This is a genomic window from Streptococcus sp. Marseille-Q7087 (assembly GCF_965111935.1).
This window is the reverse complement of record NZ_CBCOPJ010000001.1, coordinates 484,568-504,883: the sequence shown is the minus strand read 5'-3', so window position 1 is coordinate 504,883 and position 20,316 is coordinate 484,568. Positions and strand designations below refer to the sequence as shown.

Below are 20,316 nucleotides of genomic sequence, written 5' to 3'. Positions count from 1 at the left end.
GTTGGTTTTTCCAACTTCTTTTTATGTTCTTAAATAGCTAGGTCAAACTTCAACTGAGGTTTCACTGGATCATAATCAACCAACTCAAAATCTTCTGCTTTAATATCAAAAAAGTTAGTCTTATCTGGTACATTCAAGACCAAGCGTGGTTGGCAGTTTGAAGGCTCACGACGGAGCAGTTCCTCTGCCTGTTCAAATTGATTATCGTAGATATGAAGGTTATTGATAAAGTAGAAGAATTTTCCTACCTTCCAACCAAAGTGTTTGGCAATCATCATTTGAAGAGCCACATACTGCATGGCATTGATGTGGTGAGCTACCAGCATATCATTAGAACGCTGGATCAAGGTCGCATCTAGATAGATGTCCCCATCCACACGACGAACATCAAACATAGTCTGAAAGGCACATGGAAGAAGGCCATCTGTCTCCTCAAAGGCCTGATAATCCCAAAGTGAAATGATATTACGACGGTTCCAAGGATTGGCTTCCAACTGTTTGAGAATCTTGTTAATGATATCATGCTTCTTAACCACAGCCCCATAACGCTCCCCAATAGTACCAGTGTCTCCCACTTCCCAATCATTCCAGTAGTGAACATTGTACTTGTCATTGAGAACTTCTAGGCTATTTGATTGATCTTGGTAAATCCAAAGCACTTCTTTAATAGCTGATTTGATAGCGATAGGACGCAAGGTCGTGATTGGAAATTCACCCTTAGACAAATCATACTCTGCAAAAGCACCTGTGATGTACTTAGAGTTAGCCACTGTTCCATCCTTATACTTGGGACGAGCTTGTTCTGAAAAGACACCTTCATTGAGAATTCGCTCAATATTTTCTTTAAAAATATTATCTGCTTTTGTCATTTACCCTTACCTCAACTTTTATTCTTAACTAGTATAGCATAAAAAAAGAAAGGAGGAAAATCACTCGCTTTAAGATAGTGATTTTCTCCTTTTAATACTTATTAATTATTATTGCAATACAAGTGATGCTGCTCCGATAACTCCAGCGTCATTTCCAAGAGTTGCAAGAGCTAGCTTAGTTGTTGTGCGGACTTGTGGGAAGGTATTTTCATCATAAACCTTTTGTACGCCTTGGAGAAGAAATTCTCCTGCAGCTGAAACACCACCACCGATAACGATTGTTGATGGGTTTAGAATAGAACCAATATTGGCACATGCAATACCCAAGTAACGTGAGAAGTTACGGTTAACAATCAAAGCAAGGTCATCCCCTTCTTTTGCCAAGTCAAAGACAGTTTTAGCTGTTACTTCTTCTCCGTCATCAATCAAGCGTTTCAATTCTGCATCGCCTTCGTACTCATCTGCATAACGACGAGTCAAGTTGACAATCCCTGTAGCTGAAGCTACTGTCTCAAGACAGCCTTTTTTACCACAAGTACATGCGATTGGTTGGTCAAAGTCAACTGTGATATGTCCAAGTTCACCTGCAGCACCTGCGACACCGTGGAGCAATTTCCCTTCTGCCACGATACCGCCACCAACACCTGTACCAAGTGTCATAAAGACAACGTCTGGTTGGTTTTCACCAGCACCCATCCAACGCTCACCAAGAGCAGCTACGTTGGCATCGTTGTCGATGAAGAATGGAATACCCAAGGCTTTTTCCATTTTTTCTTTGATTGGTTGAAGAGTTTTCCAGTTGAGGTTATAGGCACCGATAACAGTTCCTTTTTCACGGTCAACCACACCAGGTGAACCCATACCAATTCCACGAAAATCTTCAGCAGATAATCCAAGTAAGCCCAGACGATGTTGAATAGTTTCAATCATATCGTCTACGATATGGCTTCCTTCATCCAAAATGTTAGTCTTGATAGACCATTTTTCTTGGATTTCTCCTTCTTGCGTTAAAATAGCAAACTTGATAGATGTCCCACCAAGGTCAATCCCAATAATCTTTTGACTCATCTTTTTCTCCTTATTCTCAATTGAAAATGCTTACAGTACTAGTATAACAAAATCTGCCAATCAGTGCAAAGGTTTGCATTGATTTCCCAAATTTTTTCTATTCTATGGTTTCCACAAACCAGAGGCGTCTACATAGTAGCGTCCGCCATCAACTCGCTCATTTTTTGCCATTTTACCATCTGATTTGAGGTAGTAGTTTCCTTGCCATGCATTACGAGCATAAGATCCATCTGATTTTAAGTAGTACCAAGATTGGTAAGAAGAATCATAAACCCATTCACTCTGTGCCATTTTCCCATTTGATTTGAGGTAGTATGCACCTTGCCATGTATTATACGCATAAGATCCATCTGATTTGAGGTAATACCAGGCTTGGTAGTATGAATCATAAATCCATTCACCCTGAGCCATTTTACCATCTGATTTGAGATAGTAACTTCCTTGCCAAGTATTGCGGGCATAAGATCCATCTGATTTGAGGTAATACCAAGCTTGGTAATAGTTATCGTATACCCACTCATTCTCAGCCATTCTTCCATCTGATTTGAGGTAGTAAGCCCCCTGCCAAGTATTTGTCACTGGTTTTCCATTTTCAGAAAAATAGTACCAAGATCCATTCTGACGAACCCAGCCACTTACAGCTGCTGCACTAGGAGCAGATACTGCACTATTTGGTGCTACATTGTTGTTAGCTTGAGATGCACTCGTCTTTTTCTCTTTTAAAACTCCCTTAGGCGCATTCTTCGATTCACAAGCGATTCCATCATGATCCTTATCCAGAGTGGCAGAATAACCTGGTTCTCCCTTATGAATATCTGCATATCCATTCTCCCAAGCTTCCTTACAGCTTGAAAAATGGATACTTTCATCTGCCACAACAGGTTGTAAAAACAAAGCTAGGGCAGGTAAAGAAGCTAAGCCTAGTTTTAATAAATGACGTTTGTTCATGATTTTCTCCTAAAATTATAATATCAATCTCAATATTATTTTATCAAACTTGTTTCAGCAATTCAAGAAAACTTCTGGTTAATTCTGCAAACTCTTTTGGTTTTGCCTTATTCAAGACATGAGGGCCGTCAGGGATGATCTGAAACTGAGAATCTGGCATCAGTTCATGAATACTTTTCATTGAACTGAGATTAGGCTTATCCTGACTACCACAGATCAACAAGCTTGGATAGGGACAATTCCGTGCAATCTCTCTTAAATCAAGTGTTTTTAATTCCTCGGAAACTCCAACCATAAGAGCCTTATCTGCCCCCTGCTTCTCATATATCCTCTTAGGAAGCAATTTGAATATCAGCAACTGAATGTAAAAAGGAATGTTACCTGCTAATTTCAGTGGACATCCTGACAAAACCAAGGCCTGAAGATTTGGCAGATCGTAACTTGACAATTCTAATGCAAGTGCGGCCCCTATGGATAAACCAACTAAGACAAAAGGTTCTGTTTCCATTGATAAGTGCTGAAAAATGCGTTCCTTGGCTTCTTGATAAGTCCCAACTCCTGAAGGGAATAAGTCTAGGGCTTCAGAGGGATAATCTGTCAGCAAATCCTGAACTTCTTTCCAACTATCTGCGGACTGTCCCAAACCGTGTAAAAATATTAATTTCATTTAGTTCTCCTTTACAGACAACTCATACAAGCCCCTAACTGCATTGCAGCCATAAATAACTTCTGCTTCTTTCAAATCTGATAAAGTCAAGACCTTCTCTTCTACCTGCCCGATTTCAAGTAAATGCTGGCGATAAATCCCTGGTAAAATGCCAGGTGTACTAGGTGGGGTATAGAGCTTGCCATTCATTTTTAAGACTAGATTCCCAATAGAGGTTTCAAGCAGTTTTTCATCAGCAGTGTGGTAAATGATTTCCTGCTCTCCCACTGTCAAATGTGGTCGGTGTGTTGTCTTAAAGTAGGTAAAGGCCTGCTCCAAATCCGCTTCCTGTAGACAAAGTTTGGCCTGACAAAAACTAGAGCTAAGCGCTGTCAATACTTGTCGTTCAATTTCAATCTCTCCAGATTTGCTGAGACTGATTCGTATTCGATAATCTTGACGGATGTCACAAGACTGACACTCCTTCTCTATTTTTTGTCTCAAAACTTCTTGGTCAAATGGAAAGGCAAAATAACGACTAGCCTTTCGCAGTCTTTCTAGATGTTGATTTTCAAAGAGCAATTTTTTCTGGCTAATTTTCCCTGTCGTAATCAGCTGAAAAAGAGGCTGTTTTCGATAAAGAACTGCTGCCTTTTGCTGGACTTCACGGTATTCTGACTCCCAAGTACTATCCCAAGTGATGCCACCTCCGACACCATAGATGGCTTGCCCTCCATGCAGTTGAATGGTTCGAATAGCCACATTGAAAATCCGTCGTCCATTGGGAAGTAGGAGGCCAACAGTTCCACAGTAAACTCCTCTAGCTTGTGGTTCCAAGTTCTTTATAATTTCCATGGTCGCTATCTTGGGAGCTCCTGTGATGGAGCCACATGGAAAGAGCGAACGGAAGATTTCAACTAGGTCAACATCTGGTCGTAACTGACTCTTGATAGTTGAAGTCATCTGCCACACTGTAGAATACTGCTCCACTTGGCATAAACGCTCCACATGCTCACTACCAACCTCAGAAATACGATTCATGTCATTTCGCAAGAGGTCCACTATCATCATGTTTTCTGAACGATTTTTGGGATCCTGTTCCAACCAAGCTGCCTCTTTCAAGTCGTCATCGTTATTCAAACCACGTTTAGTTGTGCCCTTCATAGGACGAGTCATCAATTCACGATCATTTTGTTCAAAAAAGAGTTCTGGGCTCATGGAAATCACTGCCATATCATCATGCTCTACGTAAGCATTATATCCCGCTTCCTGCTCCACCACCATACGATTGTAGATAGCAAAAGGATTGGCAGACAACTCCTGCTTGAGTTGGACAGTATAATTGACCTGATAGGTATCCCCTTGTCTTAAATGATGGTGAATTTGGGCAATAGCCTTTTCATAGTCCTCAGCAGATATTACTTCCTGCCAGTTTGATGGTAATTCCACCTCCTCATAAGTCAGAGGAATGTTAGAGGTTTCAACACTGTTATGAACAGTGAAGTAAAGCAAATACTCTCCTAACAAGGGACCTGAGTGTACTGCTAATTTTCCCTCAAAAGCAGGTGCTGCTTCATAACTAACATAACCAACTACATAATAGCCCTGCTCTTGGTAGCTTTCCACTTGTGCCAGCAAGTCTGCTATTTCTGCTAAATCTCTGGTTTTTAACTCTTTAATAGGCTGGGTAAAGGTGTATCTCTCGCCCAAAGCCCTAAAATCAATCACTGTTTTTCTATGCATATCCTAAGTATACCATAAATAAGAAGGTCCCTAGAATTTATCTAGTCAGTATTTTTTATCAGATTATCAGGAAATGTTTTAGAATTCTTTATATAATTTAACAAAATTAAAAGGGTCAGCTTATGCTGAACCACTTTTTAATCTGGCACATATTCCAATATATCACCAGGTTGGCACCCAAGTTCTTTACAAATGGCTTCTAGCGTTGAAAAACGTATAGCTTTGGCCTTACCTGTTTTCAGTATTGAAAGATTTGCGGGAGTAATACCTACACGTTCTGCTAAATCTCCTGAACGCATTTTTTTCTTTGCTAATTCGACATCTAGATTAATGACAATCACGGTACAATCTCCTTTCTCTAAATTGTAAACTCATTTTCTTCTGCAATTTCGTTTGCTTTTTCAAGGACTTTACCAATTGTCCAAACAACGAGAGCAGTAACCATGAAAGTTATATTTAGAAATGAATAACCATTGAGTGTCAAAATACCATCTCCTAGAAATGAAGCAATAAAGAGGGAAATAGAGATACGATTAGCAAGTTTGACATTATAACTTGTAAAAATCTGTTCATGAATAATATTTTGGAAGAACTGTCTAACACAGAATAGTACAAACAGAATGATAAAGCTATTGATAAAGGACAAAGCACTCACTAGTATTGAAGTATTCACCATATCAGGTTTTAAGGAAATAGTCCCAAGGTTAAATAGGCTAATCTCAGTTACATTGAAAACTGTTAAAAGGATGGATATAACTAAAGACACTCCCAAGATAAAAAGTAGGATATTAATAAAACCTAAAGCAAATGGTAAGTAGGAATTTTTCTTAGACATTAATTTCAAAACCTCGTTTCTAATCTCTACTATATTATATAATATTAGTAAGTGTTACGTACATGTCTTATGCTACTTTATCTGAAAATTGATTTTTGATAGAAGTAAGCACTAAGCTAGCAATAAACAAAAATGCTGCAATCGAGAAGTTAAAAATAATATGAGCTGGGTTAAGAATAAGTTCTGTAATACCTTGGATTGCTCCTACAAGTGTCATTAAAACTGCACCCTTTTTCAAGAATGAAATGGTTGTATTTTCAAAAAGATCGCTTTCTTTAAAGTCCTTAGCAAACTGTTTTAATTTGATAAGTCCATAAGTCAGAAGTGTATTACCAGCAACAAAGGTTAGAACAAAGGCATTAACCCCTCCCCACGCTTCGTAGCCTGACCTTGTTACCTCCCCACCTTCAGGCATTAACTGACTGATATCAAATTGACCAAGGAGAAGGACTAATGATGCGATACTAAAGAAACTGAGGGTAAAGATTCCGAAATTAGAGCCTAGTATAACAAGTGATTTAGTAAAGTTTACGATTTTAGTTGATGTAGTTTTTTTCATGATGATTTCCTCTTTTATAAAATATTTTTAGTTTTAGCAACAAATGAGCTCTTTTTGTTACTACTCGAAAACTTATTATTGTTTATCGATATATCTAGTATAGCATAATTTTTTTGAAATGCAACACTTTTTTATCGTTTTTTGATAATTTTTTTCTTTTATTTAAAAATAACTTTATTCAAGAGCAATTAGACTTCAAATATTAAAGTCAACACTTCTAAAAAAATCAAATATGAATCTAAAACATTTTTGGTAAACTCTTTTTAAGAATATCACGTTTACTCTACATAATCTAACAAATAACCATAACCCTTTTCTTCCATTTGATCCTTAGGAATAAAACGGATGGATAGGCTATTGATACAATAGCGTAGGCCTCCCTTGTCCTGAGGTCCATCTGTAAAAACATGTCCCAGATGGGAATCACCAGTTCGGCTTCTGACTTCTGTTCTGACCATATTATAAGACTTGTCTTCCTTGTAGGTCGCAACATCTGGACTGATAGGCTGGGTAAAGCTTGGCCAACCACAGCCCGATTCAAATTTATCTTTCGAAGAAAAGAGGGGTTCACCTGTCGCCACATCTACATAAAGACCTGCTTCAAATTTATCCCAGTAACGATTTGAAAATGCCCGTTCTGTTTGACTATTTTGAGTCACTGCATACTCTTCAGGAGAGAGGAGTTTTTTCAATTCATCGTCACTCGGTTTTGGATATTTACTCGCATCAATAACAGGATAGGATGCTTGATTGACATTGATATGGCAATATCCATTTGGATTTTTCTGGAGATAGTCTTGGTGGTAGTCCTCAGCCACGATAAAATTAGATAAGGCTTCCTTTTCAACCGCTAGAGGCTGGTCATACTTTTGAGCAATTTGCTCAAAGACTTGATTGATGACTTCTAGGTCCTGCTCGTCCTTATAGTAGACTCCCGTTCTGTACTGAGTCCCCACATCATTTCCCTGCTTATTTTTACTAGTTGGATTGATAATGCGGAAATAATGGAGCAAGATTTCTTTTAGAGAAATTTGATTGGCATCGTAGGTCACATGAACAGTCTCAGCATGGCCTGTTTGGCCGATCAATTCATACTGGGTTGTTTCTCCTCTGCCATTCGCATAGCCAGAAACAGCATCTGTCACACCTTCTACTCGTGAAAAATACTCTTCAACTCCCCAGAAACAGCCTCCCGCTAGGTAGATTTCATGTAGGTCAGCATTTTTATCTGGCTCAGTTTTTTTCGTGACTTTTTGCCCTTGACTAACTGCTGCCTTCTCGATTTGAGAAGTATCGGTATAGCTAGCACTTCTTTTTTCCAAAAGAAATAAAAGTCCGATGATGATGCAAATGATCACTCCAATTAAGAGTATTGTTTTTAATTTATCATTCATGATGAGCCTCTAATCTATGCTTTTTAGCGTCTGTAAAATAGTTTCTTTGTCCATAAAACCTGGCTGGGTCTTAACTAGTTTGCCTTCTTTATCAATAAAGACCTGAGTTGGATAAGAACGGACTCCGTAACTTGCTAAGAGTTTTCCCGAAGGGTCTAATAGGACAGGGAGATTTTTATAGTCCAAACCCTGATACCATTTTTTGAAGGCTTCTTCTGCTTGTTCCCCTTTTTGACCAGGAGAAACAACTGTCAAGATTACAAAGTCATCGCCAGCTTCTTTTGCCAGTTCATCGGTATCAGGGAGGCTGGCTAGACAAGTAGAACACCATGAAGCCCAAAATTTGAGATAGACTTTTTTGCCTTTGTAATCTGATAGGCGATACGTTTTACCATCAACTCCCGTGAGTTCAAAGTCTGGAACTTCTTCCCCTTTTTTTGCAGTTTGAGAGCTAACTTGCGCTTGTTTGTCTTCATTTTGCTTATCAGCCTGGCTCCCCATCTGATTTTTACAAGCTGACAGACAGAGTAGACTAGCGCAGACCAATACAGTTGCTTGCCATTTTTTCATCTTTATCATCTTTCTCACTCCTCATATGAATATAGAAATTGTATTATAGCTCTATTATATACCTACTATACTAAAAATACTTGAAATCTGTTTGGAAAATTCTTAAAACCCTTGCAACCAAAAAACTCTCACCTGCTTAGCAGGTGGGAGTCAATTGATTATTTAAAGATAGAAGTTTTAAAGCTATCTGTTTGTTGAAGAAGTTTCTTAAAGAGTTTTTCTTTAAGTGATACGGTGTTATCAAATTTGACAGAACCATTACTTAGAGTGGTCTTATCTTTATCAACTGCTTCAGCAAATGCTCGTTTCAAGTCTTCATAACTATTGTATGTTTTACCATCGATTTCAATAGACTGAATTCCTTTTTTAGCGTTATTCACTACTTCTTCGAAGTAAGCTTTCTTCCAATCTTCAAGATTGTTGAATTTTCCTTCAGAAATCTTGTTGATGATGAAATCGTCACCTAGGGTCTCTTTACCAGCTTTCTTAGATTCAGCTTTTAGCATGTTAGAAGCATAGTTTAGGAAGCCTTTTTCGTAGCCATAGTAACCCCAGATTCTGAAAGTATTGTGTTTGAAGGACATAGCTCCAGGAGCACCTTCACTAGTATTCCCACCGTAGATACCAGACATCATTGGAACCGTGACATAAGCAGAATCAAAGTCAGATGGATTATAAACTCTGTTACCTGGGCCACGGTTGGTCATGAAGTTGTTAGTTACTAGGTCATCTACTGTACGTAATGGAATAGCCTTTTCCTCATCACTCAAAGGTCGCACCTTATCGAATTGATTCTTGGTGTTATTTCCTCGGTATTGTTTGTCTACTTTCTTGAACCAAGCGTTGTTTAAATCTTGATTTGCTTTATTGAGGACAGCTTCTCCTTCAAGATAATCCAGAAGCATGAGCGTATCATTATAGCCCTTCATGTAACGATCAATTTCGTCACGTGACTTCAGATCATTTGGATTAGTGTTATACCATTGATTTCCATCATTAGGACGTTCATAAGCCATGTTAAGACCTAGGGCTTTGTATTCACCATTTGGATTTGATACTGACGGAGTTTGTAACATTCCTTGAGCAAATGCTTCAAGATCTGTTCCTTCACGGTGTCTTGAGCCACCTAGGTAAACCATTCGGTCATTTACGTGAGTTGTTTCATGAGTAAAGGCAGACACCCCAAAATCACTAATCATGTCCGTCACCATAAAGAAGACAGAATCATCCTTATATGGATTCGCATAAACGCGAGCCACAGCTCCCATACGCCAATCAGTCGCATGGTAACGGTCTGTAGGTCCATACAATTCACGGATAGGTGCCACATCTTTACCACTGTTTGTATGGCCATAACGATCAGTACTAATGCCTTTATAATTCTGGTTGTCCAGTACAGGTGTTGGAACCATATTATTGCTCTTCAAGAGCTGATTACGTACTTTATCTAGAGATAGACGTGACCAGAAATCTAAGTAATTCTGTTGTCCTTTAGCAACCTTATCAATTTCAGATTTGAAGGCATTCCGTTCTGCTTCAGTGTTCTTACCATATTTTTCAAATGAACTATAGGCCATGGTATTGTATGTTGAAATCAAGAACATATGGGCATCTTTTAAGTTCAAGAGTGGTAAAATCATCTTGCCATGCATATCGTTATTTAAGCCTTCGTAAGCTCTATGTTTCTTATCAGCAAAATCAGGATTTGTTGTTTTTGGTTCCACGATATAGACATTATCTTTAGTTGCTTTTATAAACCAATCATTCAAGTCTGTATCTTTTGTGAAGAGTTCCATGTTATATTTCAGGAAGTCATTTAGGTTGCCAGAAAGAGTATTTTTAGCAACTACTTCACGGAAGGCATCGTGTGTACGAGTTCCTTTGACATAATCTTCTTTTGAACCAATTTCAATCAAACGGTCTAATACACTTACATTCTTACCATAGAAGTCTGGCTTAAACAACATGAGTTGCTTGATATTGAAATCATCAAACTTCACTCCGTAATAACGGTTAAGGTAAGATAGGCCAAGGAGAATCGCTGCCTTGTTATCATCAATTTTCTTGATTAAAGCACGTTTAGCAGCCTCATCTGTGTTTAATTGATGATCCTCATTTTCAACCAACTGTTTCACAAATTTAGTAAGATTATCCTTAACTTCTTTGAAGGTTTCTTCAAGATAAAGGTTCTTAATAGCATTAACTTTGTTTGGACCAGTTCTACCAAGGTGCGTGTAGATTGGGTCAGATTGTAATTCCACAGGACTCAATTTTTCAACAATAGCATTGATGAGATCACTACGGTCCTTGTCAACCATGTTCGGAGTATAAACAACTTCACCAAGTTCTGCAATACCGTACTCTTTCACTTGTTTCACTTTTGAATCTTTAGGTGAAATGGTAAAGATATCTTTTGTCTTATCTGCATAGTGGATCATAATATGATCAGCATCAGCTAATTCCGTCACAAAGGTATTGCCTTTCATAGCAGTTACAGACAATACTTCTTTAGTCAAGAGAGGACTTCCTGCAGCTAATTTATTACCTTGGTCTACAATCCACTCTTTGTTATAGAAAGGTTGAAGTTTTGCGATATTACGGTAAGCTAGCTCACGAGTCGCATCATAACTATCAATTGCTTTGTACTGATCATCTTTGTTTAGACTGTTATTAAGCTTGTCTTCAATAGGTTTGCTGCTGGTAAATTTATCAGCAGTGATTCCCATTGCTTCAATTTTTTTCTCGGCTTCTTCTAGTGAGATACTTGGAATTTTACGTGAATTGTTATAGGATTTTTTACCTTCACTCACGTCATCAACACTATAATTACGTTTGGTTCTTGAAAAAGTGAAGTAGTCGTCAGCATCAATATCTGAGTGACCAAACACCATCTCACCTGTTTTGACTTTCATCATGGTGATATTGTCTTCAATAGCACCCAAGGCCCAGTTGGTACCCAGCAATCCACCAGACTGAACAGCTTCTTTCAGTTCGATAGAACCTTTAGCAACTGATTTTCTTAGGACCCCTTCTGTACCGACCGTGTAGTTATTAGCACCATTTTGAGATGAATAGACTAGTCCTGCAGCTTTTGCTTTATTACCAGTAATTTCAGCATCAACGTATGCTTTCTCAACAACACCCTTCCAGTTTTCACCAAGAATACCAGCTAAATAGCCTCCTCTATTGCCAGCAGCGTGAAGTTTACCGATAAAGGCGACATTACTTACTTTTCCACTACCATCAATTTTATTGATAATACCAGCTACATCATTGTTACCGACAACACTTCCGGTTACTTTGACGTTTTCAATAGTTGCATTGTTTTTGATAACATTGGCGATTGGAGCTACTCGATCAACTCCAGGCATATCAATATTGACATTTTCCAGTAAGAGATCCTTAACAGAACCACCTTCAATGTTTCCAAATAATGGTCTAGTGATATTATGAATAGCAAATTTATTACCATCAGTACTTCCTAATGAACCTTTAAAGGCATTGGTTACGTAAGATTTGCCAGCTGGTGGTACATTATTAGCATTCATATTGCTACCAAGCTTAAAGGTACCCGTAGGATTTGCTTGCATAGCTTTTACAAGTTCATTAAAGTCGTAATACACATCACCTTCATGAGCTTTTGGCTTAGGCAAATAGTGTACATACTCTTCAGTGAAACGATTTTCTGCAGTACGTTGAATCAAATCAGGTGCCTTAGCAGTTACTTTGTATAGTTTATTTCCATCTACAGTAAGTTCTTCTATTTTATCAACAGCTAGTTTCGTAACCTTGTTATCGTAAGTCGTAACTTTTAAGTAGTAAGGCTTAACATTCGATGGTTTCTCGGACAAGAGACTACTATCGGTCTCATTACCTTGGTCATCCACACTGATTAAGCTTGTTTCCTTAATATTTTTGACTTCAACTTTTTTAAGGTCGATTCTCAGTGGTTCTTCTTTAAGAATTTCTTCTTCGTCACCATTACCACGATCATACACCATGGTCGTTGCAAGTGTATAATCCTTGTAATAATCTAGATCAGCTAAAGCTGTCGCAAGATTAGACTCTGAAATAGCAAATGTCTTAATAACTTGATCGCCTTTTTTCAACACTGCTTGAATAGACTTGATAGTCACTCCATCTGGTTTTTTAAGACTATAAGTTGCTTTTGCACTTCGATTCAATTCTTCTGTATCAACTTTAGTTAATGTTAGAGTAGGTTTTTCTAATTCCTTAGTACCTTTTTTGATAATGTGGTCTTGTGCCTGTTCAAGAACTTCTTCTGAAACAGTAGGTGCATCTGCAGTTTTCACACCCTTGATAGTCTTGTAGACTTTGGTAATTTTCTTCTTACCATTCTTACCTACCTGAGCAACTGTTTCAGTTCCCTTGAGTAAACTCGAATCTTGTTCCATTATCGTTTTAAAAGGAACTTCTTCAACAGAAACTTCTTCGGTTTGGCCTTCAATTGGTTTGGTTCCGCGACTGATTTTTTCAGCTACAGGAGCTTTAACAACTTCCGTACTAGTGCTGATAGCTTCGCCAACTTTCTCCCCATCTACAGTTTTGTAGACACGATGTATGAGTTGACTACCAACTTCACCCTTTTGAACAACACTTTCTTCGTCTGTATAGCGATTAGAATCCGATAGGTATTCTGTAGAATATGGAATTGTAACAGTTTCTGTTTCTGTCACAGTTGACTCTGTCACATTGTATTCTGGCAAACTCGGTTGAATGAGAGGTTCACCTTCGTGTCCTTCTTCCTGAGTCCCTTTAGCTGTTACTTCATCTGTATAGGCTGGGAGTTCAGGTTGGATTGGAGATTCGCCTACATGACCTTCTTCTTGAGTGCCCTTGGCTGTTACTTCTCCTGTATAGGCTGGTAATTCCGGTTGGATTGGAGATTCGCCTACATGACCTTCTTCTTGAGTACCCTTGGCTGTTACTTCTCCTGTATAGGCTGGTAATTCCGGTTGGATTGGAGATTCGCCTACATGACCTTCTTCTTGAGTACCCTTGGCTGTTACTTCTCCTGTATAGGCTGGTAATTCCGGTTGGATTGGAGATTCGCCTACATGACCTTCTTCTTGAGTACCCTTAGCTGTACTATTCTCTGGTTGGGTTGGAGACTCTGGTTTGACAGGGGATTCACCAATAGGAGCTTCTTCTTGGGTGCTCTCTGTTGTTTCTTCACTTGTATGAACAGGAGGTTCTGGCTGAACGAGAGATTCGCTTCCTTGAGTTTCTCCCTGTGTTGCTGTAGTTGTAGTCTCTTCGCTGTAGGTTGGAAGCTCTGGTTGAACAAGTGATTCGCCTTCACGAGCTTCTTGTGTCACTTTATCTGTAATCAAGTTATTATCTTGATTATTTTCAGGCATTGAAACTTTCAAATCAGCTTCTTTGAAGTAACCAATGTAGTCATATCCATCAATTTGAATAACTCCATTGGCTAAATCTTCTTGACTACAAGCAGAAATTGTTTGGTTATAAGATAAAAGAATTTGATTTTCAAAAGCTTGAATAGTCTGAGGAATGAAGTAGCTACCTCCAAGTGCACCAATAAAAAGAATACCTGCTATCTTATTAGGTCGCTTCTTAGAGAACACTAGTACAGCTAATGCAGCTGTCGCAAAGCCAAAACCAACGAGACCTAGCTCTTTACTTCCAGTACTTGGTAACAGCTGGCTTCCAACTTCTTTTTTTCTATAAACAAGATAAACAATATCATCTTGTTCTAAATTCGACGGAAGCTCTCTATGAATAAGGGCTTTTTCAGCTTCTGTCAACTCTTTCTCTGCCAAATAGCGATAGTGTACCTGATTTGGCTCACAAACTTCATTAGCTGCTACTTGATCAAGCAAGAGACTGTTAGCACCAAAAAGTACGGCTCCGATAACAGCAGAACCGACTCCAACAGAGAACTTTCTAATAGAATATTTTATAACCTTTTCAATATGTTTCTTTTCCATTTTACAATTTCCTAATATAATCTTGTGGGTATTGAGCACGCGCTCCTCCAATCAGTTTTGGACGACTAGCGAGGGCAGTTACGTGGGCTTGGCCGATTGATCTCAAAACTGGACGTATCGGTACTTGAACATGTTTGATATGCATCCCTATAGCCGTATCTCCAATATCTAGACCTGCATCTGCTTTTATAAATTCGACTTCAACTGGGTCTTTCATATACCGAAATGCCGCCAATTGACCTGATCCTCCAGCGTTCAGTGTCGGAAGAACACTAACAATCTCAAGATTGTATTTGATTGCAACCTCTCGTTCTACTACCAAGGCCCGATTAACATGTTCGCACCCTTGAACTGCTAGGTGGATTCCTCTGGCTGACAAGATTTCTAAGATTTTTTGAACAATTAATTCCCCAATTTCTTGACTGGAGGCTTTTCCAATATGTCCTCCTATCACCTCGCTAGAAGATAAGCCCAAAACAAAGAGAGCTCCCTCATGGAGAGAAGCCTTTGCCAATACATCTTCTAGGATTTCCTCTACCTCTTTTTGTAAATGTCCTTGGTCCATACTTTACCTCGCTTACTTCCTTCTATGATATCCTTTTTTCATCATTTTAGCAAGCTAGGGACATTGGCCTAAGTCCTATTGACTCTTCTACTTTTTAATCAAAAAAGACAGAGAATTTATATCCCTGCCTCATTTTTATCTATCTTTAGACCTTTTGAAGTCCTTGAACAGCATCATGATTGATGATGACTTGTCCATATTCTTGAAGGACTGAGCGACTGATATCACTATCATCCGCAAATTCGCGCATACGTGCCAATAACCATGCTGGATAAAGACTTGGATGATCCTCTACATCAACCAAAACTGTTAGATAGTATTGGTCATTCATCTTGTAGAGTTCTGAAGTCTCCATTTGGTAATCAACCGTTTTAGCAAAAGAAACTAAACTAGCTAGGTTGTCAAAACGTAAGATGTAGTAGATATAAGGTTCTCTTTTCCCTTCATCCACCTCAGCAATTTCATCAATTGATGCTTCCTCTTCTTTTTCAACCTGCTCTAAAGATTGAATGGCTTCAATATCCTCTTTAGTTTTCTCTGCCATGGTTTTCTCCAAAGTCTTCAAAAATTCATCTGGAGACATTTTCGCTAACTCATCCATATCTGGAAGATCTGCCAAATCCTCAAAATCCAAGTTCTGGTCAATCTTAGATTTCGTCACAAAGACGTCGACCTTATCAGGCTTCGGTGTCACTCGGAAACTAAGCATTCCTGTATCCAAAAAGCTGTCTGGCATTTCTAACTCATCCAAGATTGCATAGAAAAACTCTTCTGTTTTTTCCTGTGGAACGAGAAAGTCTGCGATTTCCATTCCACGATCCATCAAATCTTCTAAAGACATCGTGATTTTTAAAGTCGTATCACTGATTTGTTTCATTTTCATAGTTCGTAACCTCATACTTTCAGTTCTATCTATTATACAAGATTTAAATGATTTTATCAAAAGAATGGCGTTGGAATGTGATATAATACTAGTATCTAGTTTAGAATATAAGAAAGAAAATTTCATGAAAAATATAAAAGTTAATGCTTTGGCTAGCTTACTGGTCAATATTTTAAATATTGTTTTTCCATTGATTACTAATCCCTATCTAACACGGATTCTTAGTAAATCAAATTACGGTTACTTTAACACTGCTAACACCTGGGCAAGTTTTGTTATTCCACTTGCCGCTTTTGGGATTTACAATTATGGGATTCGAGCTATCAGTAAAGTTAAAGATGATAAGAATAAGATCAATTATGTCTTCTCTAAGTTATTCTATATTTCCCTGATTACTTCAATTCTGACAACAGCTATCTATTTCCTCTTTATTCACTTTGATACCAGTATTATCAATCTAAAAATCCTTTACTATATCCTTGGAGTCCAAGCCCTCTTTCAATTCCTAAATATCGAGTGGATGAATGAAGCCTACGAGAACTATTCTTTTATTCTTTATAAAACACTGGTTATCCGGATTGGAATGTTGGTTGCTATCTTTACCTTCGTCAAGACACCTGATGACATCGTCCCTTATGCTACAATCATGAGTGTGACAACTATCATCAACTATCTACTCAGCTTCCTCTGGATTAAACGAGAGGTATCCTTTGTTAAGATTGAGTTCATCGAACTTCTCAAATCATCTAAACCACTCTTAACCATGCTCCTTCTAGCAAATGCCAATATGCTCTATACCTTGCTGGATCGTATGTTCATTACTAAAGGACCTGATGAGAATTTCATCTCCTATTACACCATCGCTTCCAGCATCGTTATGCTGATTGCTAGTGTTCTTAGTGGAGCTATCAACGTAAGTATACCACGACTTGGTTATTATCTAGGAAAAAAAGATTTTATTTCTTATAAAAATTTGGTCAATCAGGGCGCGTCACTCTTTTACTTCCTCATGGTCCCTACCAGTATTGGTATTATGGTTTTAGGAACCTATGCTACAGTTATCTACTCTTCTGAGAAATATCTAGAAGCAGGAATCGTAACGAGTGTCTTTGCCTTTCGTACCATTATCTGGGCCATCGAATTAATCCTTGGAAAACAGATTATCTTTATTAATGACCATGAAAATCGTTTGACTGCCTTTTACTTTATCGGAGGTGGCGCCAATGTGATTCTCAACTCACTACTCCTTTTCAATAATATCTTTACTCCTGAATACTACATCGGAACAACCATTATAGCTGAATCAATCGTAGTTCTGCTAGAAATTCGCTTTATTCAAAAGCACAAACTATTGGATTTGAGAGAGATTTTTACAACCTTGGCTCGCTACACAATCGTGTCACTTGGTTTCATCCCAATTTATTATGTTTTTAAAACCCTCTTCCAAGTTCATAGTTATGAAGTTACGATGAAGATGATTAGCATGGTTCTTTCTACAATCGTAGCTTGTGGTATCTATTACGCTATCACACTCTTTATTATCAAAGATAAAACACTTCATTATGCGCTTGATCTAGTTCGTGCTAAAATTAAACGAAGTTAACAAAACACCTATAAAGCTTAATAAGCTTTATAGGTGTTTTGTTTATAGGAAAATTTTGTTCATAATGATTAGAAATCTAATTTTTTTCTTCACTAGTTTGTGTTTTAGGTTCAGTAGACTGATTGTTTCCCTCAAGCTTTGAAGATATCTTTTCAGACTTAGACTGTTCTGTCACAACTTCAGTTGTTTCGAAAGTGAGACCTTGTCTACTTTCAACTGTTCGTTCCTGAGTAGTTTCTTCTTCAATAGTAGTTGACCAAACTCCATCCCGATTAACCTTATAGCCATCAGGTGTTGTGCCATTTCTTAAAAGTGAACCATCTGTTTGGAAGTAATACCATTTACCATCAAGTTGTTTCCATCCAGTCTGCATGGCTCCATTAGCATCAAAATAGTAAGTTTCATCATTTACTTTATGGATTCCTGTAGCCATTTGACCAGTTTCAGTATCAAGGTAGTACCAAAGACCATTTTCTTTGAGCCAACCTGTCTTCATTGCTCCACTATTTGTAAAGTATCTGTATGAGTCATCGAACCATTTCCAGCCCGTTTGCATGGCTCCACTTGCATTTAGATAGTAGCGAACACCTTCAATTTCTTGTAGGCCAGTTTGCATGATACCTTCTTTATCTAGATAATACCAAAGACCGTTTTCTTTGAACCAACCTGTCTTCATTGCTCCGCTGGTTGCGAAGTAGTAATAATGATTGTCTAACCATTTCCAACCAATTTGCATGGCTCCACTTGTATTAAGGTAATATCGGGTTCCATCAATCTCTTGAAGACCTGTTAACATGATGCCGTCTTTATCTAGATAGTACCAGAGTTCTTTATCTTTAAGCCAACCTGTCTTCATAGACCCACTAGTTGCGAAGTAGTAATAATGGTTATCGAGCCATTTCCAACCGGTCTGCATAGCTCCACTTGCATTGAGGTAATAACGAGTGCCATCAATCTCTTGAAGACCCGTTAGCATGACACCGTCTTTATCCAGATAATACCATGTACCCTTATCCTTAACCCAACCGGTTTTCATAGCTCCAGAACTTGCAAAATAGTTCCAATGACCTTCAGTAAAGATCCAACCGGTTTTCATCACCCCTTCTTGATTGAAATAATAGGTAGCTCCATTGATTTCTTTTTTTCCAACGATTCGAGTTCCCTCTTCATCAAAGTAGTACCAGTTTCCATCTATTTTTTGCCAACCAGATGCTGTTCCTTCTGTTTGAAGAGCACCACTACTTGCAAACAACAGCTTTTTACCATTGAAGACTTGTAAGCCAGTTAGCATTTTACCATCCTTATCAAAGAGGTATTTTTGACCACCAATTTCAGCTAGTTCATTGTAACGTCTTGCACCGTTTGACTGGATATAGTACCAAGTATTATCATGATAGAACCAACCACCCGTCTGCATTTTACCATCATTGTTTAGGTAGTAATCATTAAATTTTGGTTCTCCATTCCATTCGTCAGTGATACGGAGCCAACGACCACTCTGCATTTGACCTTTTCCGTTAAAGAAATATGTAGCACCAGCAATATCATGCCAACCGATAGCCATCTGACCATCTTTTAAACGATACTTCCAGTAACCATCTTCTTTATACCATTTCTCTTCAACAGTAGGAATATTCGGAAAATCTCCTGAAACATTTGTAAAGCCTTTATCACTAATATCAAATACAGTTGCATCCTGAGTTTTACTTGATGCATGAATCACTTGAATATTTTTATTTTTTAGATAGTCTCTCGTTGAAGCGAGGTTAATATCTCCTCCAGTTGTTTGGATAATCATACTAGGAGAAAGGTGATTAATGAAACCAATTGTATTAGAAACCTTGGCATCGTAATGGTGATTCCATTTCATCATATCCACTTTTCCAATAACAGGCCCTAATTTATCTTCAGCTCCCTCAGCATTATCCAAATCGCCACCAAGATAAATTCTTTTTCCTGCTACAGTCACTACTGCAACAATTGAATTGGAATTATCATCAAGAACTCTTTTTAGGTTTCCATCAGCATCATATTCATTTTTATAATTATAAAGTTGAATATCCATATCACCAAATTTGAAATGACTATCCTGATCTTTGATATCTTGAATTAATGTAACACCCTTATTCTGTGCAGCACGAAGAGCATTATCATAATTGAAAAGGTTATCCCACAATCCCCAAGTGCTTGTAATTCGTTGATCTGAATATTTTTTCAAATAGAATTTATCGACTTGATAGCGATTAAGAATTTCATCTGCTCCACCTATATGGTCGCTATGAACATGAGTTCCTAATATAAAATCTAATTTCTTGACACCTAATTGATCAAGATGTCGAATCAACCGATCTTCCAAAACTTGATAATTGTTAATAGAAATTCCCCATCGATTTGGATAACGTGTATCCGTTCCATCCGGAAAGTCATAATCCTCTCCCATATCAATCAAAGCATAGTGACCATTACTTTCTAGTAAAATAGCATCACTTCCAGAGTTAGCTTTTGTATTGATAAAGTGGATACGATTCCCTGAACCTGTTGAAATAGTATCTGCATTCACTGTCTGTGCTTGAATTATTGATGCCGATAAAATCAAGGCACTAAGTAATATTGTTTTTTTAATAGTTTTCATATGGTATTCAACTTTCTCTTTTTTATATA

Annotated in this window: 15 protein-coding genes; 1 reads left to right on the top strand and 14 read right to left on the bottom strand. The window is 38.1% G+C overall.

The window, feature by feature from the left end:
- Nucleotides 1–29: 29 nt before the first annotated feature.
- From ACWPVF_RS02595 to mecA, 13 genes are all read right to left on the bottom strand, one after another.
- On the bottom strand, nucleotides 30–869 hold the full coding sequence (locus tag ACWPVF_RS02595; protein WP_454384539.1) for a thymidylate synthase: 840 nt from the start codon (nucleotides 867–869) through the stop codon (nucleotides 30–32).
- Nucleotides 870–977: 108 nt separating this feature from the next.
- The gene (locus tag ACWPVF_RS02590) at nucleotides 978–1,937 is read right to left on the bottom strand and encodes an ROK family glucokinase (RefSeq protein ID WP_454384537.1); all 960 of its coding nucleotides are present in this window, start codon (nucleotides 1,935–1,937) and stop codon (nucleotides 978–980) included.
- Between the two features lie 102 nt (nucleotides 1,938–2,039).
- Nucleotides 2,040–2,885 carry an excalibur calcium-binding domain-containing protein gene (locus ACWPVF_RS02585; RefSeq protein WP_454384535.1) on the bottom strand — a complete coding sequence of 282 codons (846 nt, stop codon included), beginning with the start codon at nucleotides 2,883–2,885 and terminating at the stop codon, nucleotides 2,040–2,042.
- A gap of 43 nt (nucleotides 2,886–2,928) precedes the next feature.
- Nucleotides 2,929–3,552 (bottom strand): alpha/beta fold hydrolase, encoded by a 624-nt coding sequence (locus ACWPVF_RS02580; protein ID WP_454384533.1) that lies wholly within the window; start codon nucleotides 3,550–3,552, stop codon nucleotides 2,929–2,931.
- Nucleotides 3,553–5,274, bottom strand: a complete 1,722-nt coding sequence (pabB, locus tag ACWPVF_RS02575; protein WP_454384531.1) for an aminodeoxychorismate synthase component I — start codon at nucleotides 5,272–5,274, stop codon at nucleotides 3,553–3,555.
- A 137-nt stretch (nucleotides 5,275–5,411) separates the two neighbouring features.
- On the bottom strand, nucleotides 5,412–5,615 hold the full coding sequence (locus ACWPVF_RS02570) for a helix-turn-helix domain-containing protein (RefSeq protein ID WP_004252288.1): 204 nt from the start codon (nucleotides 5,613–5,615) through the stop codon (nucleotides 5,412–5,414).
- A 17-nt stretch (nucleotides 5,616–5,632) separates the two neighbouring features.
- Nucleotides 5,633–6,109: a DUF2975 domain-containing protein gene (locus ACWPVF_RS02565; protein ID WP_414258363.1), complete on the bottom strand. Its 477-nt coding sequence runs from the start codon at nucleotides 6,107–6,109 to the stop codon at nucleotides 5,633–5,635.
- Nucleotides 6,110–6,176: 67 nt separating this feature from the next.
- Nucleotides 6,177–6,668 carry a hypothetical protein gene (locus ACWPVF_RS02560; RefSeq protein ID WP_414287413.1) on the bottom strand — a complete coding sequence of 164 codons (492 nt, stop codon included), beginning with the start codon at nucleotides 6,666–6,668 and terminating at the stop codon, nucleotides 6,177–6,179.
- 278 nt (nucleotides 6,669–6,946) lie between these two features.
- Nucleotides 6,947–8,062: a peptide-methionine (R)-S-oxide reductase MsrB gene (gene msrB, locus ACWPVF_RS02555; protein ID WP_454384528.1), complete on the bottom strand. Its 1,116-nt coding sequence runs from the start codon at nucleotides 8,060–8,062 to the stop codon at nucleotides 6,947–6,949.
- A gap of 9 nt (nucleotides 8,063–8,071) precedes the next feature.
- Nucleotides 8,072–8,632 carry a TlpA family protein disulfide reductase gene (locus tag ACWPVF_RS02550; RefSeq protein ID WP_454384526.1) on the bottom strand — a complete coding sequence of 187 codons (561 nt, stop codon included), beginning with the start codon at nucleotides 8,630–8,632 and terminating at the stop codon, nucleotides 8,072–8,074.
- 158 nt (nucleotides 8,633–8,790) lie between these two features.
- A complete protein-coding gene (locus ACWPVF_RS02545; protein ID WP_454384524.1) occupies nucleotides 8,791–14,604 on the bottom strand; it encodes a ZmpA/ZmpB/ZmpC family metallo-endopeptidase in 5,814 nt (1,937 codons plus the stop codon).
- Nucleotide 14,605: 1 nt separating this feature from the next.
- A complete protein-coding gene (locus ACWPVF_RS02540; RefSeq protein WP_454384522.1) occupies nucleotides 14,606–15,169 on the bottom strand; it encodes a TIGR01440 family protein in 564 nt (187 codons plus the stop codon).
- Nucleotides 15,170–15,314: 145 nt separating this feature from the next.
- Nucleotides 15,315–16,052, bottom strand: coding sequence for an adaptor protein MecA (mecA, locus tag ACWPVF_RS02535; protein WP_045614136.1), 738 nt, complete (start codon nucleotides 16,050–16,052; stop codon nucleotides 15,315–15,317).
- Between the two features lie 124 nt (nucleotides 16,053–16,176).
- On the opposite strand from mecA, the gene ACWPVF_RS02530 reads away from it, so the two are divergent.
- A complete protein-coding gene (locus tag ACWPVF_RS02530) occupies nucleotides 16,177–17,655 on the top strand; it encodes an oligosaccharide flippase family protein (protein WP_454384519.1) in 1,479 nt (492 codons plus the stop codon).
- Nucleotides 17,656–17,731: 76 nt separating this feature from the next.
- Here ACWPVF_RS02530 and ACWPVF_RS02525 read toward each other — a convergent pair whose 3' ends face one another.
- Nucleotides 17,732–20,287: an MBL fold metallo-hydrolase gene (locus ACWPVF_RS02525; RefSeq protein ID WP_454384517.1), complete on the bottom strand. Its 2,556-nt coding sequence runs from the start codon at nucleotides 20,285–20,287 to the stop codon at nucleotides 17,732–17,734.
- Nucleotides 20,288–20,316: the final 29 nt, after the last annotated feature.